22 protein-coding genes are annotated in these 25,477 nt (G+C 59.2%); 8 read left to right on the top strand and 14 right to left on the bottom strand.

Annotated elements, in window-relative coordinates:
* The first annotated feature begins 113 nt into the window (after positions 1 to 113).
* Together ercA and ACWKV5_RS00105 are read left to right on the top strand one after the other, a co-directional pair.
* Complete coding sequence (ercA, locus tag ACWKV5_RS00110) at positions 114 to 1,277, top strand: alcohol dehydrogenase-like regulatory protein ErcA (protein WP_059180994.1); 1,164 nt, start codon at positions 114 to 116, stop codon at positions 1,275 to 1,277.
* Positions 1,261 to 2,994, top strand: a complete 1,734-nt coding sequence (locus ACWKV5_RS00105) for a PAS domain-containing hybrid sensor histidine kinase/response regulator (protein ID WP_483839612.1) — start codon at positions 1,261 to 1,263, stop codon at positions 2,992 to 2,994. Before ercA ends, ACWKV5_RS00105 begins: the two co-directional genes overlap by 17 nt.
* Here ACWKV5_RS00105 and ACWKV5_RS00100 read toward each other — a convergent pair.
* From ACWKV5_RS00100 to copC, 6 genes are all read right to left on the bottom strand, one after another.
* Positions 2,987 to 3,859 carry an aldose 1-epimerase gene (locus tag ACWKV5_RS00100; protein WP_483839611.1) on the bottom strand — a complete coding sequence of 291 codons (873 nt, stop codon included), beginning with the start codon at positions 3,857 to 3,859 and terminating at the stop codon, positions 2,987 to 2,989. The two genes, ACWKV5_RS00105 and ACWKV5_RS00100, sit on opposite strands and share 8 nt — an antisense overlap.
* Positions 3,860 to 4,021: 162 nt before the next feature.
* Positions 4,022 to 4,930 carry an SMP-30/gluconolactonase/LRE family protein gene (locus ACWKV5_RS00095; protein ID WP_483839610.1) on the bottom strand — a complete coding sequence of 303 codons (909 nt, stop codon included), beginning with the start codon at positions 4,928 to 4,930 and terminating at the stop codon, positions 4,022 to 4,024.
* Positions 4,931 to 4,965: 35 nt separating this feature from the next.
* Positions 4,966 to 5,787 carry an NAD-dependent epimerase/dehydratase family protein gene (locus tag ACWKV5_RS00090; RefSeq protein ID WP_483839609.1) on the bottom strand — a complete coding sequence of 274 codons (822 nt, stop codon included), beginning with the start codon at positions 5,785 to 5,787 and terminating at the stop codon, positions 4,966 to 4,968.
* 209 nt (positions 5,788 to 5,996) lie between these two features.
* Positions 5,997 to 7,295 (bottom strand): OprD family porin, encoded by a 1,299-nt coding sequence (locus ACWKV5_RS00085; RefSeq protein WP_483839608.1) that lies wholly within the window; start codon positions 7,293 to 7,295, stop codon positions 5,997 to 5,999.
* A 187-nt stretch (positions 7,296 to 7,482) separates the two neighbouring features.
* Positions 7,483 to 8,343, bottom strand: a complete 861-nt coding sequence (gene copD, locus ACWKV5_RS00080; protein ID WP_483839607.1) for a copper homeostasis membrane protein CopD — start codon at positions 8,341 to 8,343, stop codon at positions 7,483 to 7,485.
* A gap of 3 nt (positions 8,344 to 8,346) precedes the next feature.
* Positions 8,347 to 8,709 (bottom strand): copper homeostasis periplasmic binding protein CopC, encoded by a 363-nt coding sequence (copC, locus tag ACWKV5_RS00075; protein ID WP_483839606.1) that lies wholly within the window; start codon positions 8,707 to 8,709, stop codon positions 8,347 to 8,349.
* Positions 8,710 to 8,847: 138 nt separating this feature from the next.
* Here copC and ACWKV5_RS00070 point away from each other — a divergent pair, with 138 nt between their 5' ends.
* Entirely contained in the window at positions 8,848 to 9,468 is a 621-nt protein-coding gene (locus ACWKV5_RS00070; protein WP_483839605.1) for a TetR/AcrR family transcriptional regulator, read from the top strand.
* A 116-nt stretch (positions 9,469 to 9,584) separates the two neighbouring features.
* Here the strand turns inward: ACWKV5_RS00070 and preA are convergent, their stop codons facing one another.
* From preA to hydA, 3 genes are all read right to left on the bottom strand, one after another.
* Complete coding sequence (preA, locus tag ACWKV5_RS00065) at positions 9,585 to 10,859, bottom strand: NAD-dependent dihydropyrimidine dehydrogenase subunit PreA (RefSeq protein ID WP_483839604.1); 1,275 nt, start codon at positions 10,857 to 10,859, stop codon at positions 9,585 to 9,587.
* Positions 10,860 to 12,227 carry an NAD(P)-dependent oxidoreductase gene (locus ACWKV5_RS00060; protein WP_483839603.1) on the bottom strand — a complete coding sequence of 456 codons (1,368 nt, stop codon included), beginning with the start codon at positions 12,225 to 12,227 and terminating at the stop codon, positions 10,860 to 10,862.
* 154 nt (positions 12,228 to 12,381) lie between these two features.
* Positions 12,382 to 13,821, bottom strand: a complete 1,440-nt coding sequence (hydA, locus tag ACWKV5_RS00055) for a dihydropyrimidinase (protein WP_483839602.1) — start codon at positions 13,819 to 13,821, stop codon at positions 12,382 to 12,384.
* Between the two features lie 541 nt (positions 13,822 to 14,362).
* On the opposite strand from hydA, the gene ACWKV5_RS00050 reads away from it, so the two are divergent.
* The 5 genes from ACWKV5_RS00050 to ACWKV5_RS00030 all read left to right on the top strand — a co-directional run bounded on the left by ACWKV5_RS00050 (position 14,363) and on the right by ACWKV5_RS00030 (position 20,814).
* Positions 14,363 to 15,847, top strand: a complete 1,485-nt coding sequence (locus tag ACWKV5_RS00050; RefSeq protein ID WP_483839601.1) for an NCS1 family nucleobase:cation symporter-1 — start codon at positions 14,363 to 14,365, stop codon at positions 15,845 to 15,847.
* 141 nt (positions 15,848 to 15,988) lie between these two features.
* Entirely contained in the window at positions 15,989 to 17,272 is a 1,284-nt protein-coding gene (locus ACWKV5_RS00045) for a Zn-dependent hydrolase (RefSeq protein ID WP_483839600.1), read from the top strand.
* Positions 17,273 to 17,489: 217 nt separating this feature from the next.
* The gene (locus tag ACWKV5_RS00040) at positions 17,490 to 18,986 is read left to right on the top strand and encodes a helix-turn-helix transcriptional regulator (RefSeq protein WP_483839599.1); all 1,497 of its coding nucleotides are present in this window, start codon (positions 17,490 to 17,492) and stop codon (positions 18,984 to 18,986) included.
* 197 nt (positions 18,987 to 19,183) lie between these two features.
* A complete protein-coding gene (locus ACWKV5_RS00035) occupies positions 19,184 to 19,435 on the top strand; it encodes a DUF1652 domain-containing protein (protein ID WP_483839598.1) in 252 nt (83 codons plus the stop codon).
* Positions 19,436 to 20,244: 809 nt separating this feature from the next.
* Positions 20,245 to 20,814, top strand: a complete 570-nt coding sequence (locus ACWKV5_RS00030) for a hypothetical protein (protein WP_483839597.1) — start codon at positions 20,245 to 20,247, stop codon at positions 20,812 to 20,814.
* Positions 20,815 to 21,019: 205 nt separating this feature from the next.
* Here the strand turns inward: ACWKV5_RS00030 and ACWKV5_RS00025 are convergent, their stop codons facing one another.
* From ACWKV5_RS00025 to ACWKV5_RS00005, 5 genes are all read right to left on the bottom strand, one after another.
* A complete protein-coding gene (locus tag ACWKV5_RS00025; protein WP_007948679.1) occupies positions 21,020 to 21,787 on the bottom strand; it encodes an SDR family oxidoreductase in 768 nt (255 codons plus the stop codon).
* A gap of 44 nt (positions 21,788 to 21,831) precedes the next feature.
* Positions 21,832 to 22,899, bottom strand: coding sequence for a phosphotransferase family protein (locus ACWKV5_RS00020; protein ID WP_123435664.1), 1,068 nt, complete (start codon positions 22,897 to 22,899; stop codon positions 21,832 to 21,834).
* A 144-nt stretch (positions 22,900 to 23,043) separates the two neighbouring features.
* Entirely contained in the window at positions 23,044 to 24,009 is a 966-nt protein-coding gene (locus ACWKV5_RS00015) for a 2-hydroxyacid dehydrogenase (protein WP_483839596.1), read from the bottom strand.
* 103 nt (positions 24,010 to 24,112) lie between these two features.
* Entirely contained in the window at positions 24,113 to 24,712 is a 600-nt protein-coding gene (locus ACWKV5_RS00010) for a TetR/AcrR family transcriptional regulator (protein WP_483839595.1), read from the bottom strand.
* A gap of 30 nt (positions 24,713 to 24,742) precedes the next feature.
* Positions 24,743 to 25,126: a tautomerase family protein gene (locus tag ACWKV5_RS00005; protein WP_483839594.1), complete on the bottom strand. Its 384-nt coding sequence runs from the start codon at positions 25,124 to 25,126 to the stop codon at positions 24,743 to 24,745.
* Positions 25,127 to 25,477 lie beyond the last annotated feature (351 nt).

The following is a 25,477-nucleotide window of genomic DNA, read 5'->3' as shown; positions in this document are numbered from 1 at the left end:
TTGTGGGAGCGAGCTTTGCGGTGAATTCAGAGTGTTCTTTGGTCTGATTGCATTCGCAGCCGGATGGTTTAGTGTGGGTTCTAACTTCCAAAACAATAAAAACAGGCTTTCCAATGAGCCAGAGTCTCAGCCAGCTGCGTAAGTTCGTGTCTCCAGAAATCATCTTCGGTGCCGGCTGTCGGCACAACGTCGGTAATTACGCCAAGACCTTCGGTGCCCGCAAAGTGCTGGTGGTCAGCGACCCCGGGGTGATTGCCGCCGGTTGGGTCGCCGATGTCGAGGCCAGCCTGCAAGCCTTGGGTATCGATTACTTCCTGTACGCCGATGTCTCGCCCAACCCACGGGTCGAAGAAGTGATGCTCGGCGCCGAGCTGTACCGGGAAAACCATTGCGATGTGATCGTCGCCGTCGGCGGTGGCAGCCCGATGGATTGCGGCAAAGGCATCGGCATTGTCGTGGCTCACGGACGCAGCATTCTCGAATTCGAAGGCGTGGACACCATTCGCGTGCCCAGCCCGCCCCTGATCCTGATTCCGACCACCGCCGGCACGTCGGCTGATGTGTCGCAGTTCGTGATCATTTCCAACCAGCAAGAACGCATGAAGTTCTCCATCGTCAGCAAAGCGGTGGTGCCGGACGTCTCGTTGATCGACCCGGAAACGACCCTGAGCATGGACCCGTTCCTGTCGGCGTGTACCGGCATCGACGCGTTGGTGCACGCCATCGAGGCCTTTGTCTCCACCGGCCACGGGCCACTGACCGATCCCCATGCGCTGGAAGCGATGCGGTTGATCAACGGCAACCTGGTGCAAATGATTGCCAACCCCACGGACATCGCCCTGCGCGAGAAGATCATGCTCGGCAGCATGCAAGCCGGGCTGGCGTTCTCCAACGCGATTCTCGGCGCGGTGCACGCCATGTCCCATAGCCTGGGCGGGTTTCTCGACCTGCCCCATGGCCTGTGCAACGCGGTGTTGGTGGAACATGTGGTGGCGTTCAACTACAGCTCGGCGCCCGATCGCTTCAAGGTCATCGCCGAGACGTTCGGCATCGATTGCCGTGGCCTGAACCATCGGCAGATCTGCGCGCGGCTGGTGGAGCACCTGATTGCGCTCAAACACGCAATCGGCTTCCACGAGACCCTGGGCTTGCACGGGGTCAGTACGGCGGACATTCCGTTCCTGTCACAACACGCCATGCACGACCCGTGCATCCTGACCAATCCGCGCGAATCCAGTCAGCGTGATGTCGAGGTCGTCTATGGCGAAGCCCTCTGACGATCAGCAACGGGCGCTGGCGGGGTTACTGGGGTTAGGCAGCCATTCGGCGCGCAAGAGCCATTACCCGGAACTGGCCGCGCGGCTCGACGAACTGGAAGCCGAGCGCAATCGCTACAAATGGTTGTTCGAAAACGCAGTCCAGGGGATTTTCCAGGCCAGCCTGCAAGAAGGCATGCGAGCCGCCAACCCGGCGTTGGCGCACATGCTCGGCTATCAGGACCCGCAAGAGGTGCTGTTTTCCCTGGCGGATCTGGCGAGCAACCTGTTTGTCGGCGGGGCCAGTGAGCTGGAAAATATCGGCGAGATCCTCAAGCATCAACGCAGCCTGCACGGGTATGAAACCCAGTTGCGGCGCAAGGACGGCAGCAGCCTCGATGTATTGATGAACCTGTTGCTCAAGCCCGATCAGGAAGGCCTGGTTGAAGGGTTTGTCGCCGACATCACCGAACGCAAACAAGCGCAGCAGCGTTTACAACAACTCAACGATGAGCTGGAGCAACGGGTCACTGCACGCACCGATGAGTTACTGGAAGCCAACCGTAACCTGCAACAGCAAATCACCCAGCGCAAGCAGATCGCCGAAGCCTTGCGCGATGCCCGCGACGCCGCCGAGGCCGCCAATCGCAGCAAGGACAAGTACCTCGCGGCGGCCAGTCACGACCTGCTGCAACCGCTTAACGCCGCGCGCTTGCTGATCTCGACGTTGCGTGAACGAAAACTGCCGGACGTTGAACAGGTCCTGGTCGAGCGCACTCATCAGGCGCTGGAAGGTGCGGAAGATTTGCTCACTGATTTGCTGGATATTTCCCGGCTCGATCAGGCCGCGGTGAAACCCGACGTTGCCCTTTATCGTCTCGACGAATTGCTCGGGCCGCTGGTGTCCGAATTCCAGTCGGTCGCCGAGGCGGCCGGGTTGAACCTGCGCGTGCATGTGGGCGAGCACGCCATCAGCACCGACTTGCGCCTGATGACGCGCATCCTGCGTAACTTCCTCAGTAATGCCTGTCGCTATACCGACGAGGGCAGCATCCTGCTGGGCGCACGGCGTCGCGGCGAAATGCTGCGCCTGGAGGTCTGGGACACCGGGCGTGGCATCGCCGCGGACCGACTGGACTCGATTTTCCTGGAGTTCAACCAACTCGACGTCGGACGCGCCTCTGACCGCAAAGGCGTGGGGTTGGGCCTGGCCATTGTCGAGCGCATCGGCAAGATTCTCGGTTATCGGATTCGGGTTAAGTCGGTGCCGGGACGAGGTTCGATGTTCAGCATCGACGTACCGATTTCCCATGAGATACCGCTGCCGATCCGTCAGGCTGCGCCTCAGTTGACCACGGGCAATCCCTTGCCGGGCCGACGCCTGCTGGTGCTGGACAACGAAGTCAGCATTCTTGAGAGCATGAGCGCGCTGCTCGGGCAGTGGGGGTGCGAGGTGGTCACGGCCACGGATGAATCCTCGGCGTTGGCGGCGCTGCGTGGGCAAGCCCCGGAACTGATCCTGGCGGACTATCACCTCGATCATGGCGTAGTGGGCTGCGATGTGGTCAGGCATTTGCGTGAGCATTACGGCCAGGTGATTCCGGCGGTGATTATCACGGCGGACCGCACGGATCAGTGTCGACGCTCGTTGCAGCGACTCGGCGCGCCGCTGCTGAACAAACCGGTGAAACCCGGCAAGCTGCGTGCGGCGCTGAGTCAGATGCTTGGCGTTATCTGAGCGCTCGATACTGCAGGCTGAACCCAAGTTCCGCCGACTGACCTTGCTCCAGCAACCGCAGCCCTGGCCGGCCGGGCAGGTGATGCGCGTTGACGGGGTGGCTCACTGGTTCGATGCAGAAAAACCCCAGACCGACCGGGCAGTAGAGCAGGTAGTAATCGCTTCCCGTGGCCTGGCATTCCAACGTATATCCAAGGTCGGGTTGCTGGATCAGGCAATGACCGTCCCAGTGGCAGAAACCGTTGTCGACCAGGGTTGCGGGTAAGGCGCCCAGTTGACGGAAGTCCCAATCGGCGGGCAACTCGATCAACTCGGTCGGCAGTTTCGAGCCATCGCACAACCAGACTTTTTCGGCCTTGGCCTGTAGCTGCGTGTTCGTCGTGCGCGGAAAGTAGGGGTGCAAACCGAGGCCATGCCACGCGGCGCGGTCGGCCAGGTGGGTGACCTGTAAATCGATGCTCAGCTGGCCCTTGCTCAGATGAAACCGTTGCCGGGCGCGATAAGCGAACGGCGTGCTGCTGTCGAGTTGCAGGACCACTTCGTTGGCTGATTGCGACACCACTTGCCACGGTTGCTGCCAGGCGCTGCCGTGAATCGGCAGCGGATCGGTGAGGCTGTTGGGCGTCAAGGCCAGCCAGCCCTCGGGGCAATCGAAACCACCTTCGGCGATGCGGTTGGACCACGGCGCCAGGGGATAGCAACCGAGTTTGCCCGGCAGGCCAGTGTTCAGCGCCTGGGCGTCATTGTGACGGAGCAGCGGTTGACCGGTGCTGCGAACCGTCCAGTTGACGAGGCTGCCACCGAGCTCGGGCGCGAGGGTGAGGTGGGTCAGTTCGTCTTCGAGTTCGAGAAGTGTCATTGTCATTGTGAAATGCCTGGCTCAATGAGGACATCGTGGCGAGGGAGCTTGCTCCCGCTCGGCTGCGAAGCAGTCGCCAATAAAGCTGCCTCGTTACAAATGAAAGATTGTCGTGGGCCGCTGCGCGACCCAGCGGGAGCAAGCTCCCTCGCCACAGGGGGCTGGGGCTTATCTTTTAAATGCAGTCAGGGAATCATTGAACAGCGGTTCCGGCAACCCGGTGACACCCGGATCGAGGGCAAACACACCGCCGGCCAGCGACTGCTCATCCTGGTCGTCACCGGGGCGGATCGAGGTCACAAACAGCGTGTCCAGGCGACTGCCACCGAAGGCGCACATGCTGGGTTTTTTCACCGGGACGGCGAGGGAGCGATCCAGTCGGCCGTCAGGGGTAAAGCGGTGAATCACCCCGGCGTCATTGCCGCAGATCCAGTAGCAACCGTCGGCATCCACCGCCGCACCGTCAGGACGACCGGCGAATTGATTCATGTCGACAAACAACCGCCGATTCGACGGCGTGCCGCTGTCGAGGTCGTAGTCAAAGGCCCAGATTTTCTGAACGTGAGGATGCGAGTCGGACAGGTACATCGTCCGCCCATCCGGGCTGAAACCCAGGCCGTTGGGAACGATAAACCCGCCCAGTCGTGCCTCAATCGGCCCGTGTTGACCGGCGCTGTAGCGGTAAAGCGTACCGTCCGCCGCGTTGGCGCCCATGTTCAGCACCATGCTGCCCGCCCAGAAACGTCCCTGACGGTCGCAACGACCATCGTTCAGACGCATGTCCGTGCGGGCGTGGTCGACGTGGGCGAGCAATTGACTGTCGAGGCTGCCGTCAGTGTGCGGGTGCAGATGGAAGAACCCGCTTTCCATCCCGGCCACCCAGCCACCGTCGCGGTGGCGGGTGATGCACGCGAGCATTTCCGGCGCGGTCCACGTATCGACTTTTCCGCTCGCGGCACTCCAGCGTTGCAGGGCGCCGGCAGGAATATCGACCCAGTACAGGGCGTTTTCCTCAGGGACCCACACCGGGCATTCACCGACAGCGTTACGGGCATCGACAATCAATTCGGCTTGCATGGCCACTCATTCCCTTGGTTTTTTGTTGTTGGGGGTCAGTCGCCGAACGGACCCGACGCGACAAACGCACCACCCTGGTAAACCATCGCCGGGTCATCAGCGGCCGGCATCGGTTGGGCCTCGACTTTTTCGCGGAATACTTCGGAGTTGTCCTGTGGTTGATAACCCAGGCCGGATGCGAAGCGATTGTCCCACCAAACGTTCTTGTTGTCGGACACGCCATACACCACGGTGTGGCCGACGTTCGGGGCGTACAACGCGCACTCCAGCAATTGGGTCAGGTCGCCGAAGCTCAGCCACGTGCTCATCATGCGGCGGTTTTGCGGTTCTGCGAACGAGGAGCCGATACGCACGCTGACGGTCTCGATGCCGTAGCGATCGAAGTAAAAACTGGCCATGTCCTCGCCGTAGGACTTGGACAAACCGTAATAGCTGTCCGGGCGACGTGGGGAGTGGGCGTCGATGACCTGGTCTTGCTTGTAGAAACCGATCACGTGGTTGGAGCTGGCGAAGATCACGCGCTTCACACCGTGGCGGCGCGCGGCTTCGTAGATGTGGAACACGCCGCAGATGTTGGCACCGAGGATCTGCTCGAACGAGTGCTCGGTCGAAACGCCGCCAAAGTGCAGGATCGCGTCCACGCCTTCGACCAGTTGATGCACGGCCTGCTTGTCTGCCAGATCGCACGGCACGATTTCTTCGCGGTCATCGATGGCCGGGGCTATGTCAGCGATGTCGGACAGGCGAATGACATTGGCATAAGGGCGCAGGGTTTCGCGCAAGACTTTACCCAGGCCACCGGCGGCACCGGTCAGCAGCAGGCGATTGAAAGGGAGGCGGGTGGTTGTAGTAGTCATGGGAATCCTGGACAAACAGTTGTTGTTATTGAGTCGTTGTAGGTTGTCGTACGACTTTGCTGAAGTATCGTAAGGCTCTCCGGGTCTTGTCAACGCGACGTTGGTTGAAATGGACGGAGGGTCGTTTCTCATCATAAACACATTAATTTTGTGGCGAGGGGGCAAGCCCCCTCGCCACAGGGTTCATCCCAGTCAGTGAAAGATTGCTATTACAACAGCGAAATCGGGTAGTTGATGAAAATACGGTTCTCATCGAATTCGTTGGTGCTGAAGCTCTTGCGAATGCTCGCGTTACGCCATTTGACGTTGAGGTTTTTCAACGGCCCGCTCTGTACGGTGTAGGCCAGTTCGGATTCACGGCCCCATTCTTCGCCGTCGGTGATCGTGCCGGTGTGTACGTTATCGCCGCTAATGTACCGGTTCATCATGGTCAGGCCGGGAATACCGAGGGCAACGAAGTTGTAGTCGTGGCGCACCTGCCAGGATTTTTCCCTGGCGTTATCGTAGCTGGAGTTGTAGCTGTCGTTGGCCAGGGTGCCGCCGCTGGTACCGTTGACGCGCATCCATTGATCATCGCCGGTCAGCTTTTGCAGACCGACATAGAAAGTGTTGCCGCCGTATTTGGCCGAGAGCATGGCGAACGCGGTTTTGTTGTCGAGATCGCCGGCCAGGGCGCTGCCGTTTTCCTTACCGATGAAGTAACCAAGGTTGGCGCCGAGGGTCCAGTCGCCAAGCGGTTGGGTGTGGTTCAGGTTGAAATACTGTTGCTGGTAGATGTCGCTGAGCTCGTCGTACCAAACGCCGACCTGAGTGTGTTTGTCGTTGAACGTGTATTCACCGCCGCCGAAGTTGAAACGATCTGAGGTGATGGAGGCGGATTTGCCGTTCATGAACATGTCATCCATGCTCGAGTCATTGCGCGGGCTGTTTTTCTGGAACTGGCCGCCATACAGCGTCAGACCGCTGATCTCGGTGGACGTCACCTGGCCACCGCGGAAGGTTTGCGGCAGGGAACGACCATCATCGGAGCGCAGGATCGGAAGCACCGGCATCCAGTCACCGATCTTCAACTCGGTCTTCGACAGCCGGGTCTTGAATGCTACGTCGGTGCGACCGAAGGTGTCCGCCGGGCGGCCATCATGGTCCAGCGGCAGCAGTTGGGTACCGCCGGTGCCTTTACCGCCATCGAGTTTGACCGAGTACAGTCCCAGCACATCCAGGCCGAACCCGACGGTGCCCTGGGTGAAACCGGATTTGGCGTCGAGGATGAAGTTTTGCGTCCACTCTTCAGCCTTGCCCTGCGGATACGCCGGGTTGGTGTAGTTGCGGTTGAAGTAGGCGTTGCGCAGGTTCAGCGTGGCCTTGGCGTCGTCAGTGAACCCTTCGGCATGGCCGGACATCGGCAGGGCGAGGGCCAGGCCGCTGCAACCAATGAGGCTCAGGGTATGACGGCGTTTGAAAATCGGATTTGGGGTGCGGGCGGACGAATTGCGGACGAGCTTGCTCACTGTGACGCTCCCATACTTCTTGTTGTTTTTATTTTTGTCATACGTCGTCGTACAACATTGCCGGCGATTATTTGCGAGGGCTTGAGGGCTTGTCAATCAGAAGTTGTACGATGACCTGTCGCCATTGGTCTGGACACAGAAAAACCCTGTGGGAGCGAGCCGGCTCGCTCCCACAGGGATTGGATTATCAGGCGGAAATCATGGGGGGCATGGTGCCGAGGAGGGACACGGCTGCGACCGCGCCCATGCCCAGCAGCCATTCGAGAATCACGCTGGTTTTCAGTGTCGACAGACGCTGCTCGCAATCGTTGATGCGCAGGCGATTGAACAGCGCCAAACCGAGCATCGCCGCAATCAGCGCCACTTTGATCAACAGGATCAACGCAAATCCAGTGAACAATGGTGTCGGCCAAAACACCCCGGTCAAGACCCGGACGTTGATCAACCCTGTGATCAGCAATCCCGCCACCAAGGCGTAACCGACACCACTAAACCGCTGCAATATCGCTTTGACGGGTTGCTCTGCCGGTTGACGCAAGATCATCACCAACAGCATCAATCCGCCGAGCCAGGCGCCCACGCAGGTCAGGTGAACGACTTGGTTGAGCATCAACAATTGGCCATTGAGCCCGTCGAGCATTGCGCCGTGACCGACCGGCGCGAGGGTCGCCAGCAACAGGCTGGCGAGGCCGATTCGCAGCGGCATGTTGGCCCGCCACGGACTCATCAGCAACGCCACCAACACCCCATTGAGCAGCAAGTGCCAGCGCCAGACCTGGCCAAAAAACGTATTGCCCAACACCAGGTGCAGGGTCGACAGATCGAACGCCGCGTCCCACGCACCGGCCATGCTCGCGGTGATCAGCAGCAACCAGGCAACGCCGCTGCCCAGCGCCACCGTCGCCAGCCAACGACTGGTCAACGCCAGCTTTCGATCCAGGTGTTCAGCGCTGCCGTTGAGCAACAACGGCCGAAACACCCACGCCCCGAACAGCATCAGCACCATGGTGAAATGCACAAAGCGACACAGCACCATCGCGCTCGTCATGAATTACTGGCCAACCTTGAAGCCGTAGGCGCCTTCGCTTTTGTGGGTGTCGACGGACACCGCGTGCCACTCGACTTTGTAGGCGCCCGCGGTCAGCGGCGCGGCAGGCGTGACGATCAGGATTTTCTTGTCGCTGCCTTCGGTGGCGAGGCTCTTGAGCGGCACCGCGACGCCGTCCTTGGTGATCGTGACCTTGGTGAACGTCGCTTCAACGCCTTCGGAAAATTCCAGGCGCAACTCTAATGGCGCGCTCACGGTGCTGTCGGCGGCCGGGGTTTGGCCTTTGAGATGGGCGTGGGCCCATACCGACGAAGCGGCCAGCAGCGAGCCGAGGAGGGCGGTGGTGACCAGGGCTTTCTTGAGCATCGTGAATACCTCTGAGGCAGGTTCGAAGTGACGCCAGTTTACCCGCCGACAGCTGAGTGTCGAAGTTTCGTTTTAGCCTGTCGCCGTGACGTGGAGCCGGATGCTAGTCTTGGTCAACGCTGGCGTCAGGGAGCCCTCATGGGCAATCACAAGATCGGGATTCGTCGCAGTAACGTCGAGAAAATTCTGCTGGGAGCGGAAAAGGTCTTCGCCGAAAAAGGCTTTGGCGGCACCGCCATGGCCGACATCGCTGCCGAGGTGCAACTGCCGCGCTCCAACCTGCATTACTACTTCAGCACCAAGACCGAACTGTACAGCGCGGTGTTGTTCGATCTGCTGGAAGTGTGGAAGCAGGACGCGTTGTGCTTCGAGATGTTCGACGATCCGCGTGTGGTCCTCAGCAGCTACATCCGCGCCAAGATGAACCATTCACGCAGCCGGCCTTACGGGTCGAAAGTCTGGGCTAACGAGATCATCCACGGCGCGCCGACACTCGGTGAGGCGCTGGACGTCAGCCTGTACGACTGGGCGAAGATGAAAGAAGCGAAAATCCGTCAGTGGGTGTGCGATAAACGCATCCTGCCGGTGGAGCCTTCGAGCCTGCTGTACATGATCTGGGCGTCGACCCAGCACTACGCGGACTTTGATCATCAGGTGAATATCCTGAATGATCACCAGCCGTTGTCGGACATGCAGTTCGAGCGGGCGGTGCAGACGGTGACCAGTGTGATTTTGCGGGGGATCGGGTTGGAGCCGTGATTTGTGCGGTGTTGCTGTAGGCCCCTTCGCGAGCAGGCTCGCTCCCACAGTTGAAATGCATTCAAAATGTGGGAGCGAGCCTGCTCGCGAAGGGGCCAGTTCAGGCGCAGCAAAACTCAGACAGCTACATGGTACGGATTCCTCGGATCATGATTCCAATCCAGAAACGGCTTGCCCGTGTCCATCGGCACCATCTCGATGCAATCCTGCACCGGGCAGGTAATCTGGCACAGATTGCAGCCCACACACTCCTCATCAATCACTGAATACTGATGCGTCCCGTCCGCCTGCTTCACGCTGGCAATCGCCTGGTGCGACGTATCCTCGCAAGCAATGTGGCAGCGCCCACAACCGATGCATGCTTCCTGATCAATCTTGGCGATCACCTGATAGTTGATATCGAGGTACTTCCAGTCCGTGGTATTGCCCACGGCCCGGCCGGAAAACTCCGAAATACTGGCGTAGCCCTGACTGTCCATCCAGCGTGACAAACCGTCCTTCATCTCCTCGACAATCCTGAAGCCGTGCAGCATCGCCGCCGTGCAGACCTGCACCGAGCCGCTGCCCAACGCAATAAATTCCGCCGCATCGCGCCAACTGCCAATGCCGCCAATGCCAGAGATCGGCAGGCCCTGGGTCTGCGGGTCACGGGCGATTTCGGCGACCATGTTCAGCGCAATCGGCTTCACCGCCGACCCGCAATAACCGCCATGGGTGCTTTGGCTGCCCACGACCGGGTTGGCGACCATGCGCTCGAGGTTGACGCTGGTGATCGAGTTGATGGTGTTGATCAGCGACACCGCATCCGCACCCCCGCGATGGGCCGCGCGGGCGGCGACGCGGATGTCGGTGATGTTCGGTGTGAGCTTGACGATCACCGGCAGCGAGCAATACGTCTTGCACCAGCGAGTCACCTGTTCGACATACTCCGGCACCTGGCCAACGGCCGCGCCCATGCCGCGTTCCGGCATGCCGTGAGGGCAGCCGAAGTTCAGTTCGATGCCGTCGGCGCCGGTGGCTTCCACCAGCGGCAGGATGAATTTCCATGACTCTTCAACACAGGGCACCATCAGCGACACGATCAACGCGCGGTCCGGCCAGTCCTTTTTGACCTGGGTGATTTCCCGCAGGTTGATCTCCAGCGAGCGGTCGGTGATCAGCTCGATGTTGTTGAAGCCCACCACCTCACGGTTGGCACCGAAATGCGCCGAATAGCGCGACGACACGTTGACCGCCGCCGGGTCTTCACCCAGGGTTTTCCAGACCACGCCGCCCCAGCCTGCCTCGAAGGCGCGGACCACGTTGTACGCTTTGTCGGTCGGTGGCGCGGACGCAAGCCAGAACGGATTGGGCGCTTTGATGCCGGCGAAGACAATCGAGAGATCGGCCATTTACGCAGCCTCCACGTTGAGCATCAATTGAGCGTTGATCGCCTCGGCGGCGCGTTTGCCATGTTGTACGGCTTGCACGGTGAGGTCCTGATCGAGGCTGGTGCAGTCGCCGCCGGCATACACGCCGGGGATGCTGGTGCGCAGCTGGTCGTCGACCTGAATCCGTTCGCCCTGACGCTTGAGTTCACGGGCCAGCGGGTCGGCGAGGGCGCTGCCGTCAAAGGCCTGGCCGATGGCTTTGAAGATGGCGTCAGCGGCCAGTTCGAAGGTTTGTCCAGTGGTTTGCAGGCGGCCGTCCACCAGATGCGTGCGGGCGAAGCGCATGCCGCGCACCTTGCCTTGGTCGTCGAGCAGCACTTCTTCCGGTTGCGCCCACGTCAGTAAACGCACCTGATTGGCCTTGGCGATGTCCTGTTCGTGACCGGTGGCGCCCATTTCTTCAACGCCACGGCGGTACACCAGATTGACGTCGCGAGCGCCGAGACGAGCCATTTGCACGGCCATGTCGATGGCGGTGTTGCCGGCGCCGAGGACGATGCAGTGATCGGCCAGCGGCAGTTGCGTCAGGTCATCGGCCTGGCGCAGTTCGCGAATGTACTCGGTGGCGGCGAGCAAGCCGGGCGCCTCTTCATGGGCCAGGCCGAGTTGTTTGCTGGCATTCAGGCCGAGGCCGAGAAACACCGCGTCGAATTGTTGATGCAAGTCGCTGAGGGTCAGGTTGTCGCCGAGTTTTTGCCCGTGACGGATTTCGATGCCCCCGATTTGCAGCAGGAACTCCAGTTCCTTTTGCGCGTAATCGTCCACCAGTTTGTACTTGGCGATCCCGTATTCGTTGAGGCCGCCGGCCTTTTCCCGGGCTTCGAAAATCACCACGTCATGGCCATGCATCGCGCTGCGGTGCGCACAGGACAAACCGGCCGGGCCGGCACCGACCACGGCGATGCGTTTGCCGGTTGAGGCCGCACGCGGGAACGGGTGTTCGCTGAAGTGCGCATTGTCGACGGCGTAACGTTGCAGCAAGCCGATCAAGACCGGGGCGCATTCATGGTCGTTGTTGCGCACGCAGGCTTGCTGGCAGAGGATTTCCGTCGGGCACACACGGGCGCAGCTGCCACCGAGAATGTTCGCCGAGAGGATTTTCTGCGCGGCGCCCTGAACGTTTTCTTGATGAATATTGCGGATGAAGGACGGGATGTCGATCTCGCTGGGACAGGCGTTTACGCAGGGCGCGTCGTAGCAATACAGGCAGCGCGAGGCTTCGAGGTGAGCCTGGCGGTCGTTGAGCGGCGGCGCCAGGTCGGTGAAATGGCCGGCGAGGGCGGCGGCATTCTCGTAAGGATGCGGGAGGTGGTTCAGGGTCTTGATCACGGTAGTGGCCTCACGGTGATGGAGGTGCTGCCTCTGGTGGGCATTGGTTTTTGTATTGCCAGTTCTGGCCCCTTCGCGAGCAGGCTCGCTCCCACAGGGGAACGCATTCCAAATGTGGGAGCGAGCCTGCTCGCGAAGGCCGCAGGCCTCGATTTCAGCGTTTCACAGCAGTAGGCCTGTTCAACTCAGCCCGCTTTGTCAGCAAATCAAACACCGCCGGATACGCCGGCCGTTCGACATACCGTCCCGCCCCCCGCTCGGCGCGCAAATCACCATCGGCCCAGACCACGCGGCCCTGGCTGACGGTGTGGCTCGGCACGCCGCGCACGGTCTTGCCTTCAAAGATGTTGAAGTCGACCTGCTGGTGATGGGTCTTGGCTGAAATCGTCCGCGTGCCTTCCGGGTCCCACAGCACCAGGTCCGCATCGGCGCCCACTCGAATCGCGCCTTTGCGCGGGTAGAGGTTGAAGATCTTCGCAGTGTTGGTAGAGGTCAGCGCCACGAAGTGCTGCATCGACAGACGCCCGGTGTTGACCCCCTCATCCCAGAGCACCGCCATGCGGTCTTCGATACCGGCGGTGCCGTTGGGGATTTTGCTGAAGTCGTCGCGGCCGGCAGCTTTTTGCTCGGCGCAGAAGCAGCAATGGTCGGTCGCGGTGGTGTGCAGGTTGCCGGACTGCAAGCCATGCCACAGTGCCTCTTGATGGCCGCGAGGACGGAAGGGCGGGCTCATCACGTAACCGGCGGCGGTCTGCCAGTCCGGGTGTTGGTAAACGCTGTCGTCCAGCAGCAAATGCCCGGCCAGCACTTCGCCGTAGACTTGTTGGCCCTTGCTGCGGGCGTAGGTGATTTCGTCGAGGGCTTCTTTGGTCGAGACGTGCACCAGATACAGCGGCGTGCCCAGCGTCTCGGCAATGCGGATCGCCCGACTGGCGGCTTCGCCTTCCACCTGCGAAGGCCGTGACAGCGGATGCGCTTCCGGGCCGGTGATGCCCTGGGCCATCAATTTGCGTTGCAGGTGATAGACCAGCTCGCCATTTTCCGCATGCACGGTCGGCACCGCGCCGAGCTCCAGGCAACGCTCGAAACTCGCCACCAGCGTGTCGTCAGCGGCCATGATCGCGTTCTTGTAGGCCATGAAATGCTTGAAGCTGTTGACCCCGTGGTGGCTGACCAGCTCCGCCATCTCCTCGCGCACCTGCTCGCTCCACCAGGTGATCGCCACATGGAAGCCGTAATCCGAGGCTGACTTCTCGGCCCAGCCGCGCCACTGGTGAAACGCTTCCATCAGCGATTGCTGCGGATTGGGAATCACGAAGTCGATGATCGACGTGGTGCCACCGGCCAGTCCTGCCGCCGTGCCACTGAAAAAATCTTCACTGGCCACGGTGCCCATGAAGGGCAGTTGCATGTGCGTGTGCGGATCGATGCCGCCGGGCATCAGGTACTGGCCGCTGCCGTCGAGCACTTCGGCACCTGCCGGAACATCAAGATTATCGCCAATGGCTTTGATCACGCCGTCGGCGCAATAGACGTCGGCGCGATAACTTTCATCATGGGTAATAACGGTGGCGCCACGGATCAACAGAGACATTCCGAGTTCCTCGCAGGCAATGACCGGCTTATGCCGGTTCTAGGTGTTTTATATAAAACTGCCGCCAACAGGTGTATTCCTGTCAACGCTGTCAGGAATTGAAGCTAGTCTGAGTTTATGAAATCAGCAAGAATATTTTTTATAAGCTTATATCTGTTTTAACTATTTGATTAATAAGGATTAAATACACAAATCACCAAAATGGTGAGGCTTCTCACCATTTTGACGCACTTGACAGGTTCCAAAAATAGACGAGATTTTCTATGTGAAATCAGCCGCTTGAGGATGGTCTATGGTTGATGCGCAACGTTTCAAAAAAGTTTGATGCACCAGTTTGAGTCCTGACGATTCGGACAACTTGCCTGGCATTCAGCCTGAGTGAACAGGCATGTCGCCGAAGACTTGCTGGATATATGAATAAAAACAGTTGGTTGTAACGTTTTATGGAACTGCCCGATGCGTAATCGAGTGGACCGGCACGTTTATTGATGTCCCGGCACCTTGATGAGCAAAAAATAATTCAAAGAACAGTGGAGCGGCCATGCAACAGATCAGATCGCAAGTGACCGAGCGCAACGGTTTATATGAACTCGAAGCCGGCAGCGACGTCCTCGACAGTCCCCGTTACAACCACGACATGGCACCCACCAAGTTGCATGAGCGAACCTGGAACAAATGGCACATCACCGCGCTGTGGATCGGCATGGCGATTTGCGTGCCGACCTACACCTTGGGTGGCGTGCTCACCGCGTATTTCGGGCTGTCCGTGGGTGAGGCGCTGCTGGCGATCCTGTTTGCCAACATCATCGTGCTGATCCCCCTGACGCTGAACGCTTTCGCCGGCACCAAGTACGGCATTCCGTTTCCGGTGCTGCTGCGTTCGAGCTTCGGCATTCTCGGTTCCAATATTCCTTGCCTGATCCGCGCCCTGGTCGCGTGTGGCTGGTTCGGGATTCAGACGATGTTCGGCGGGTTGGCCATTCACCTGTTCCTGGGCTCGGTATTTGAGGGCTGGAAGTCGTTGGGCGGCACCGGCGAAGTCATTGGTTTCATGGTGTTCTGGGCGCTTAACCTGTGGGTGGTGATTCGCGGCGCCGAGTCGATCAAATGGCTGGAAACCCTGTCCGCGCCGTTGTTGATATTGGTCGGTGCAGGCCTGCTGGTGTGGGCGCTGCCGAATGTGTCGATGACCGAGTTGCTGGCGATCCCGGCCAAGCGTCCTGAGGGCGCGAGCGTGGCGGGTTACTTCGCCGCCGGCCTGACCGCGATGGTCGGTTTCTGGGCCACCTTGTCGTTGAACATTCCCGACTTCAGCCGCTACGCCAAAAGCCAGAAAGACCAGATCATCGGGCAGATTATCGGCCTGCCGCTGACCATGTTCCTGTTCGCCTCGCTGGGCGTGGTCATGACCGCCGCTTCGGTGAAACTGGTGGGCGTGACCGTCTCCGACCCGGTGACGCTGATCGGGCATATCCAGAGCCCGGTCTGGGTCGCGCTGGCCATGGCGCTGATCATCATCGCCACGCTGTCGACCAACACCGCGGCCAACATCGTGTCGCCAACCAACGATTTCCAGAACGTCGCGCCCAAGTTGATCAACCGTACCAAAGCGGTGTTACTCACCGGGGTGGTGGGGTTGTTGCTGATGGGGCATGAGCTGCTGAAAAAGCTTGGGTTGATCGTTTCAGACCTGAGCCTGGAGACGGTCTACTCCAACTGGTTGCTGGGGTATTCCAGCTTGCTCGGGCCGATTGCCGGGATCATGGTGGTGGACTATTTCCTGATCAAGAAACAGCAACTGGACCTGGCCGGGTTGTATCGCGATGACGTTTACCCGGCGTGGAACTGGTTCGGCTTTATCGCGTTCGGTGTGCCGGTGGTGTTGACGCTGCTGTCGCTGGGCAGCGACGCGTTCAGCTGGTTTTACAGCTACGGCTGGTTTACCGGCTCGGCGTTGGGTGGGGTGATTTATTACGGGTTGTGCTCGTTGCGGCCTAGCCCCTCTGTCGCGAAATCTGCGGTGTAGCGGATGGCCCCTTCGCGAGCAGGCTCGCTCCCACATTAGGAATACGGTCCCCTGTGGGAGCGAGCCTGCTCGCGAAGACGGCCTCGACAACACCAAAGCACTACCAGAAAAAATCTATAACAACTGCCTGAGGAGATCACCATGAACGCAGCCGTAGACGTTCTGCAATCCACCCATCAGCACATCAACCGCGACCGCCTGTGGCAATCCCTCATGGAGCTCGCCAAACTCGGCGCCACGGTCAAGGGCGGCGTCTGCCGCCTGGCCTTGACGGACCTCGATCGCCAGGCCCGCGACATCTTCGTCAACTGGTGTAAAGACGCCGGCTGCACCGTCAGCGTCGACGCCGTTGGCAACATCTTCGCCCGCCGTCCGGGCCGCAACCCGAGCCTGCCACCGGTCATGACCGGCAGCCACATCGACACCCAACCCACCGGCGGCAAGTTCGATGGCTGCTTCGGCGTGCTGGCCGGCGTCGAAGTGCTACGCACCCTCAACGACCTGAACATCGAAACCGAAGCGCCGCTGGAAGTGGTGGTCTGGACCAACGAAGAAGGCTCGCGCTTCGCCCCATGCATGATGGGCTCCGGGGTCTTCGCCGAAAAATTCACCCTCGAAGAAACCCTTGCCAAGGTCGACGCCGAAGGCATCACCGTGGGCCAGGCACTCAACGCCATCGGCTACGCTGGTCCGCGTCAGGTCAGCGGCCATGCGGTCGGCGCTTATTTTGAAGCGCACATCGAGCAAGGGCCGATCCTCGAAGACGAGCACAAAACCATCGGCGTGGTGATGGGCGCGCTCGGCCAGAAGTGGTTCGATCTGAAACTTCGCGGCGTCGAAGCCCACGCCGGCCCGACCCCTATGCACCTGCGCAAGGACGCCCTGGTCGGCGCCGCCGTGATCGTCGGTGCGGTCAATCGCGCCGCGCTGGGCCATCAACCCCACGCCTGCGGCACCGTCGGTTGCCTGCAAGCCTACCCGGGCTCACGCAACGTCATCCCCGGCGAAGTGCGCATGACCCTCGACTTCCGCCATCTGGAGCCGGCACGCCTGGACTCGATGATCGCCGAAGTCCACCAAATCATCGAAACCACCTGCGATGAACACGGCCTGACCTTCGAACTCACCCCGACGGCAGACTTCCCGCCGCTGTACTTCGACCCAGGCTGCGTCGACGCGGTGCGCAACGCCGCGCAAGGCCTGGGCTTGTCGCACATGGACATCGTCAGCGGAGCAGGGCACGACGCAATCTTCCTCGCCGAACTCGGCCCTGCCGGGATGATCTTCGTGCCATGCGAAGGCGGCATCAGCCACAACGAAATCGAAAACGCCGCGCCGGATGATCTGGCGGCGGGGTGTGCGGTGTTGCTGCGGGCGATGCTGGCGGCGTCGGCGGCGATTGCCAGCGGTGAACTGGCGGCCTGAAATGCCTGACTTGGGGATTTTCATCATGCGTAATCCGGGCAAACTGGCGGGGTTGCGGGATTCGTTGGACATGCAGTCCGGCCCCGACTGACACCCCTCGAAACCTGTGGGAGCGAGCAAGCTCGCTCGCACAGGTTCTTTGCACGATCCCACTCCTGCGCGGTCGTAATCTTCACTGGGCGCCGTGCATGGGTGCCGCTAAATGTGTGGAGATCCAATGAGCCAGGACGTCCTGAGCACCGAAACCAATCGTCGCCAGCTACAGCAGATTATTGCCGGTTTGTCCGACGGCGTGATTCTGCTGGAGCTCGATCAGACGATCCTCTGGGCCAATGACGCAGCGCTGGCCATGCACGGTCTCGGGCAGATCAGCGAACTGGGCGCCAACGCCCGGGAGTACGCCAAGCGCTTCGCCTTGCGCTATCGCAACAATCACCCGGTGCCGAAGGAAAATTATCCGATCAGTCGCGTCGCCCGGGGCGAAACGTTCAGTGATGTGCTGGTTGAAGTGAGTCCGACCGGCGATGAGGAGCGCCTGTGGGTGCACCGGGTGCGCAGCATGGTGCTGGCCGACAGCGCCGGTGAGCCGGAGTCGCTGGTGCTGATCATGGACGACGTCACTGAATGGGCCAGTGCCGAGCAGCGCTTCGAAAAGACCTTCAATGCCAACCCGGCTCCGGCCGTGATCTGTCGCCTCAGTGATTTGCGTTACATCAAGGTCAACAGCGGTTTTCTGGAGATGACCGGTTTCACCCGCGATCAGGTGATCGGCGTATCAACCTATGAACTGGACATCCTTGAAGGCGCCGAAAAGAAAGACCTGGCCATCGAGCGTCTGCGCGAGCACGCCACGATTCCACAGATGCAGGCGGAGTTGCGTTTGGCTGACGGTGGCAGCAAACAGGTGATCGTTGCCGGGCAGCCGCTGGAATTGAACGAAGAAGACTGCATGCTGTTTTCGTTCGTCGACATGGAGCCCCGGCATAAAGCCGAAATTGCCCTGCGCCAGAGCGAGGAGCGCTTCGCCAAGGCCTTTCGCCTGACACCGGTGCCAACGCTGGTGTGCAGCGCGCAGGATCAAGTGGTGATCGACGTTAACGAAGCCTTTCTCGACACCCTGGCGTATCCCAGTGAGGAAGTGCTCGGCAAGACCCTCGCCGAGATCGACTTCATCGACGACAAGGCCGCACGCACGCAGCTGTTTGCGGCGCTGGAGAAGGCCGGGAGCCTGGACCGCGTCGATGTCAGGGTCCGCAAGAAAGACACGCTCCTGATCGACTGCACGATCTCGGCCGACACCGTGAATATTCAAGACAGTCCCTGCTATTTGTTGGTGTTGATGGACATCACAGAACGCAAACGCACCGAGCTTGAACTGGTCGCGGCGATCGAGGAGGTGATGAAAGATGCCTCCTGGTTCAGCCGTACGCTGATCGAAAAACTCGCCAACGTGAAAAGCGTCAACTCACCAAAGTTACCCAGCGTGTCCTTCACCGACCTGACGGCTCGCGAGCGCGATGTGCTCGGCCTGATCTGCGAAGGGCTGGCCGACAAGGAGATCGCCGTCCGCCTGAAACTGGCGCTGAACACGGTGCGCAACCACGTGTCGACGGTGTATTCCAAACTGGACGTTCACAGTCGCAGCGAGGCGATCGTGTGGGCGCGCGAACGCGGATTGTTCTCCAGTGAATGGCGCCCAAAGGGCCAGCGCTAGGGTGCAAATGCACTAGCGCAGGCGGTGCAAATGGGGGTGTTGGTGCCAGACGCCAGTCCTTAGGCTGTCAGGGTGCGAAAGGAGTCTTTGACCCCTTCGCGTCCTCTACGAAACAGCTCAAGGAACTGCCCTATGTGTCGCCCACTCAACAGCGTTTCAATCGACGAGGTTGCGAGTCAGCCGAAGGGAGAATCGCAATGATTTACCTGACGCAATTGCGTACGCTGCTGGAGCAACACTTTTCACCTCGTGCCTGCGAATGCAGCGTCTCGGGAGACAACTCGGTGACGGTAAAGCTGTATCACCCGGACTCGGGTGAGGTCGACCTTGTGGTCAGCGGGTTGAAGGTGTCGAGCCTCAGTTCGCCGCAAGCGGTGGCGTCGCTGATTGAAGAGCTGCGTTACGAGTTGCAGAGCAATAGTTTGCATCGCCCAGGCGAGAATCAGTAAGAGCTGTCGTTTTTCGGGATAAAAATCGGCCTGAGGGGTTCATTTGCTGGCATTGGCCGGTAGCTGGGCTATAAGAAATGCGAGGGTAAAATTTTCTGTGACCGCTCCGCGACTTCGCGGTGTTGTTGTCGTGTCGCGGAAAACGTCGATTACTTACCACAGGTCAGCCTATGAACAGTCTTGGAAAACGTGCTTTTTCGCCGCTGTCGCTTGCCTTCTGCATTGCGATCCTCAGTGGTTGCTCCAGTCCGCCGCCTCCACCACCTCCGCTTCCCCCGGTAGAACGCCACTGCGAAAAACTCGACAATACCGAAGTGTTGGGTGAACCGAGAGCGGAGAATGGGCAAGTAACCCGGATGACTACGACTACGCGTTGCATTACCCAATAAGTCTGGGTGCTTGAATAATTCTGCCCAGACTGCCGAAGCTTCTGGGTAAAGTCTGATAGACCGAGTTGCCTGCTTCGCGAGCAAGCCCTCTCCCACAATGGATCACAGCAATGGTGGGAGCGAGCTTGCTCGCGAAGAGGCCCGCCCGGACACCCGCTATCTATCTGAAAAAATATCCATGAAAAAGGCTACCCCGAAATTAATGCCGGTCAGTTAAGAAATTGCAGGCAAAACATACTCGTTGCTGGAACGACTTCTACAGTTGGCGCACTCAGTTCCGCCGATTCATGGGTTAAAGCTTCCGGGGCAAGAACAGGTTTTAATTTCAAATAGCTCTAAAAAACTGTCAGTTATGACAGGTGAAGCCAAGTACCCGAACGGCTACAGTCTGTTTTCATTGGGGCAATTGGAGCTTTGATTATGGACAGCAACAAAGCGCAGAAAAAACTCACTGTTGTAATAGGTGTAGGGAATCCGATAGAGCTTAAGGGGAGCTTTGGTAGGGGCGGTGAGCGAAAGGCAACCCTTGTTAGTTTCGATGATACGTCTGTATCTATCCTGAGCCCATATTCTATGTTTGTTAATGGGAAGCAGGTGCCTGAAGTAATAAAGTTCTCAACTATCGATTCAATCTTGAAGAATGGAAGTGAAGTTCCTGATATTCCTGATTTTTATGAGTTTCCTAGCAAGCCTGATGATTTTAAATTTTGGAATGATGGATATTTGAAAGCTCATTTTGTTACTGGCGTTTTAAAAAATATTTATTTTGAAGAGGTTAGTGAATATGTAGATTATGATAAAGTTGGTGTATTTGATCCATTGAGTGCTGAGCGTGCTATTGAGTTTGTAGCTTATTTTAGGCGTAAAATTACTCCGGAAGAAGCTGTTATGCTTGATGCCGCTCTTGAATTTAAAATAAGCCCTGGAGATTATATTATGCTTGTGGCTGCCTTCGAGCGTGCTCTAGTTGGGTTTTCTTTCTCCAAATAGTTAGTTGGTATGGCTGCGACTGTTGCGCCTAGACAATGAAAATTCGATGCTCATACTGACATAGGGTTCGAATGCTCAGTCTGCCGAGAAGCCCTGTAGGTCTAAGTGTCCAAGGCTTTTCTCGTTTCCAGAAATAAAAATGCCAGTCAGCTTAACTGACTGGCATTAGTTTCAAGGTTGCCTTGTGCTCACCCTGCAAATCAAATCAGGACAAAAACCCACCGTCCACATTCAGCGAAACCCCAGTGGTGTAGCTCGACGCATCACTCGCCAGATACAACACCGCGCCCGCCATTTCACTCGGATCAGCAACACGCTTGAGCGGAATCTGCTGCAATGCAGTCTTCAGGATCGCATCGTTCTTGACCAGCGCCGAGGCAAACTTGGTGTCGGTCAGGCCCGGCAACAGGGCGTTGCAGCGGATGCCGAACTGCGCGCATTCCTTGGCGAACACTTTGGTCATGTTGATCACAGCGGCCTTGGTCACCGAGTAGATGCCCTGGAAGATGCCCGGCGAGACGCCGTTGATCGAGGCGACGTTGATGATGCTGCCGCCACCGTTTTCGCGCATGATTTTGCCGGCTTCCACCGACATGAAGAAGTAGCCGCGGATGTTGACGTCGACGGTTTTCTGGAAGGCGCTGAGGTCGGTGTCCAGCACGTTGCAGAACTGTGGGTTGGTCGCTGCGTTGTTGACCAGAATGTCGAGACGGCCGAACTGTTCCTTGATGCCGGCGAAGACCTGGCTGATCTGTTCCATTTCACCGATGTGGCAAGCGACGGCGGTGGCTTTGCCGCCGGCGGCGATGATCGCGTCGGCCACATGCTGGCAACCGTCGAGCTTGCGGCTCGAGACGATGACGTGGGCGCCTTGCTGGGCCAGGAGTTTGGCGATGGCTTCACCGATGCCACGGCTGGCGCCGGAAACGAAAGCGATCTTGCCGTCGAGGTCGAACAACTGAGTCTTGGACATGGGGTTCTCTTATGAAAAGTCTTGTTATTGGGCCAGGCGCGTAATCAAAGGCTGGATTTCTGGATGACTTGCAGGCTCATCTGCTCCAGCAGTTTGTTCATGTGAATGAACTGCGCGAAGCGTTTGTCCTGGGTCTGACCATGGAAGAAGCGGTAGTAGATTTGCTGCACGATGCCCGCCAGGCGGAACAGGCCATAGGTGTAGTAGAAGTCGAAATTGTCGATCTGGATGCCCGAGCGTTCAGCGTAGTAGTCGACGAATTCACGGCGGGTCAGCATGCCCGGTGCGTGGCTGGGCTGGCGGCGCATCAGCTGCACCGGTGCCGGGTCGCCGGCTTCGATCCAGTAGGCGAGGGTGTTGCCCAAATCCATCAACGGGTCGCCGAGTGTCGTCAGTTCCCAGTCGAGCACACCGATGATTTGCATCGGGTTTTGCGGGTCGAGGATCACGTTGTCAAAGCGATAGTCGTTGTGGACGATGCTGGACGTCGGGTGGTCGGCCGGCATCTTGTCGTTGAGCCAGGCTTTGACCACGTCCCACTGTGGTGCGTCCGGGGTCAGGGCTTTTTCGTAGCGATCGCTCCAGCCTTTGATCTGGCGGGCGACATAGCCTTCGGGTTTACCGAGATCACCCAGGCCGTAGGCGTTGTAGTCGACGCGGTGCAGTTCAACGAACTTGTCGATGAAGCTTTTGCACAGGGCTTCGGTTTTTGCCGAATCCAGACCCAGTTCCGGCGGCAGTTCGGAGCGCAGGATGATCCCGTTGACCCGTTCCATCACATAGAACTCGGCGCCGATCACCGATTCGTCGGTGCAGTGCACGTAGGCTTTGGGGCAGTACGGGAAGCCGTCCTTGAGCTGATTGAGAATGCGGAATTCGCGGCCCATGTCGTGGGCGGACTTGGCCTTGTGGCCGAACGGCGGGCGACGCAGGACGAATTCCTGCTCAGGGTATTCCAGCAGGTACGTCAGGTTCGACGCGCCGCCGGGAAACTGGCTGATCTGCGGCAAACCACTGAGGCCCGGAATGTGTGCCTTGAGGTACGGATCGATCAGGCTGGCATCAAGTTCTTCGCCAGAGCGGATACGGGTGGACTGGTCAGTAAGCGCCATGCTTATCCCTTCTGCTTATTTTGGAGGCCTGCGACTATTGGCTAATCTAATCCGCGCACCCGGCACCCACAACCATGAACGGCCCTTATAGGTGAGCGTGTTGCCGGGCAATCATTGCTTTTGATACACCTGTTTGAATGAACCTCAAATCACAGCGCTGCTCAGCGATGACGGCAGTTCGATGGGGGTCAACACCGGGTTGCCGGAGAAGAACGCCGCCAGATTGCGTCCCACCAGTTCGACGGTGCCTTGTGTCGCTTCCGGGGACAAACCCGCCACATGAGGTGTCAGGATCACGTTGGCCAGCGACTTGAGCGCCTCCGGCACATGCGGTTCGGCATCGAACACGTCGAGTGCGGCACCGGCAATGCGTCGTTGCTCAAGCGCACTGATCAGATCGGTGCTGACGATCACGCTGGCGCGGGCGATGTTGACGAGGAACCCGTTGGGCCCCAAGGCCTCAAGGACAGGCTTGTTGATCAGGTGTTTGGTGCCAATGCCGCCAGGGGTGGCGATGATCAGGAAATCCGAGGTGCGCGCCAGTTCGGTGGGCGTTGAGCAGAAGGTGTAGGGCACATCGCTGCGATGCTGGCGGTTGTGGTAGCTGACCGTCATGTCGAAGCCATTGGCGGCGCGTTTGGCGATGGCCATGCCGACAGCGCCGAGGCCCAGGATGCCCAGGCGCTTGCCAGCGAGGGAAGGGCGCATGATCTTTGGCCACTCACCGCGACGCACCGCCGCATCACAGCGCGGGATGTCACGCACCAGCGCCAGCAGCATGGCCATGGCGTGGTCGGCGACCGATGACGCATTCACCCCGGCACCGTTGGTCACTGTAATGCCGCGGTCGGCGGCGGCTTGCAGGTCGACGTGTTCGTACCCGGCGCCGATCACGCAGATGATCTTGAGATTGGGCAGGGCGGCGATTTCATCGGCATATAGACCCAATGGGCCGCGTGTCAGCACGGCATCGATCTGCGCGCCATGACGGCTGATGGCCGCCGCGCGTTCGGCGGGGGTCGGGGCAAGTATCAGGTGGAAACCCTGATGTTCGAGAATCGGCAAGTAATCATTGATGGTTTCAACCAGTACCAGAACGGTTGCAGGCATGCTGCGCTCCTGTGGGCATCGGAATTGTCGGGGCTCGAACGTTGCTTCAGATTGCGGGCTCCCGAACAGTTTAGCAACGGCCAACAGTCGCACACGCGGATGTTCAGTTTGATGAACCCTTTGAGGTCAGAAAGGTGCGTGCGGCGTCGAGAATTTCATCCGATACCGCCTCACCGCGGCTGGCGCGGGCCAGGGTCAGCGCACCCACCATCAGCGAGTACTCCACCAGCGCCTGTTGCCGATCGGCATCAATATCGCCTGAGTCCAGCAGCGAGCCATAGGATTTCAGCAACCGGTTGAGCCCCTCCATGAAGGTCTGACGCAAACCACTGTCGGCCGCTTCGTGGCACATGTCCCCGGCAAAGGCCGCCACCGGGCAACTGTCCCCCGGGTTGTCGCGGCTGGCCTGCGACAGGTAAGGCTCGATCAGCGCACGACGGGCGGCATCCTTGTCGTCGACATGGGCGGCGATCCGTTCACGCCAGCGTTCAGCCGACTGCTCGAACGCCCGACCACTGGCTTCCTGCGCCAATGCCTCCTTGGACTCGAAATGCCCATAGAAGCCGCCATGGGTGAGGCCTGCGGCGCCCATGACGTCGACGACACTGATGCCGTGCACGCCTCGCTCGCGAAACAGCCGCGTGGCGGCCTCGACGATGATTTCGCGGTTGAGGTCGGCTTGCTTGCGGGAAACTCGGGGCATCAGTGGCTCACAGGTATAAAAGGTGGGGAATCAAAGGGCGTATTGGGCAATCCCGTTGCCGAACGACCAGTTCTCTTTTTTCACTTCCACCAGATTGATGAAAACATCCTCCAGGCGTACCGCCAGTTCGCGATTCAGGCTCTCGGCGATGGTTTTGTAGAGGAGTTTTTTCTTCTCGTCCGTGCGGCCTTCGCTCAGCGTGATCTGGATGATGATCAGATTGTCGGTGCGGTCGATGCCCAAGTATCCGGGGTCGAAGATGAAATGGTGTTCATCGTGTTCCGTCAGGATCTGGAAGTTATCGTTCTCCGGGACCGCAATGGCGCTGTGCATGGCCGCGTAAATCAGCTGGCCGGCGCGTTTGGCGAAGGTAGGGTCTTGGTGTTTTTTGATGTCGACACGAACCAGTGGCATGGGATGTCTCCAGAAAAAGGCTGGTCAGATAAAAATACATGACGGATGTCCTTTATCAAGCGAAAGCTGTTGTCTGGCGATGAAACACCTGCATGTCTTTGTGGGTGGCCAGGAGGCTTTGCTGATACCCCGAAATCAATGTGGGAGCGAGCCTGCTCGCGAAAGCGGTGGCTCAGTCGACATTGATGTTGAATGTCAGTCAGCCTTCGCGAGCAGGCTCGCTCCCACAGGGGATCTGTGTGGGGCGAGGGATTTGCTGACACCCCGAAACCAATGTGGGAGATTCTATGGTTGAGGGGAAGCCCTCAACTGGTTTTCGATTGGTATTCGCTCTGCCCGTTCAGCAGGGCG

The sequence above is a fragment of the Pseudomonas oplopanacis genome (assembly GCF_057128725.1).
Note: the sequence above shows the minus strand (reverse complement) of the source record. Positions and strands in the feature narration are given on the sequence as shown.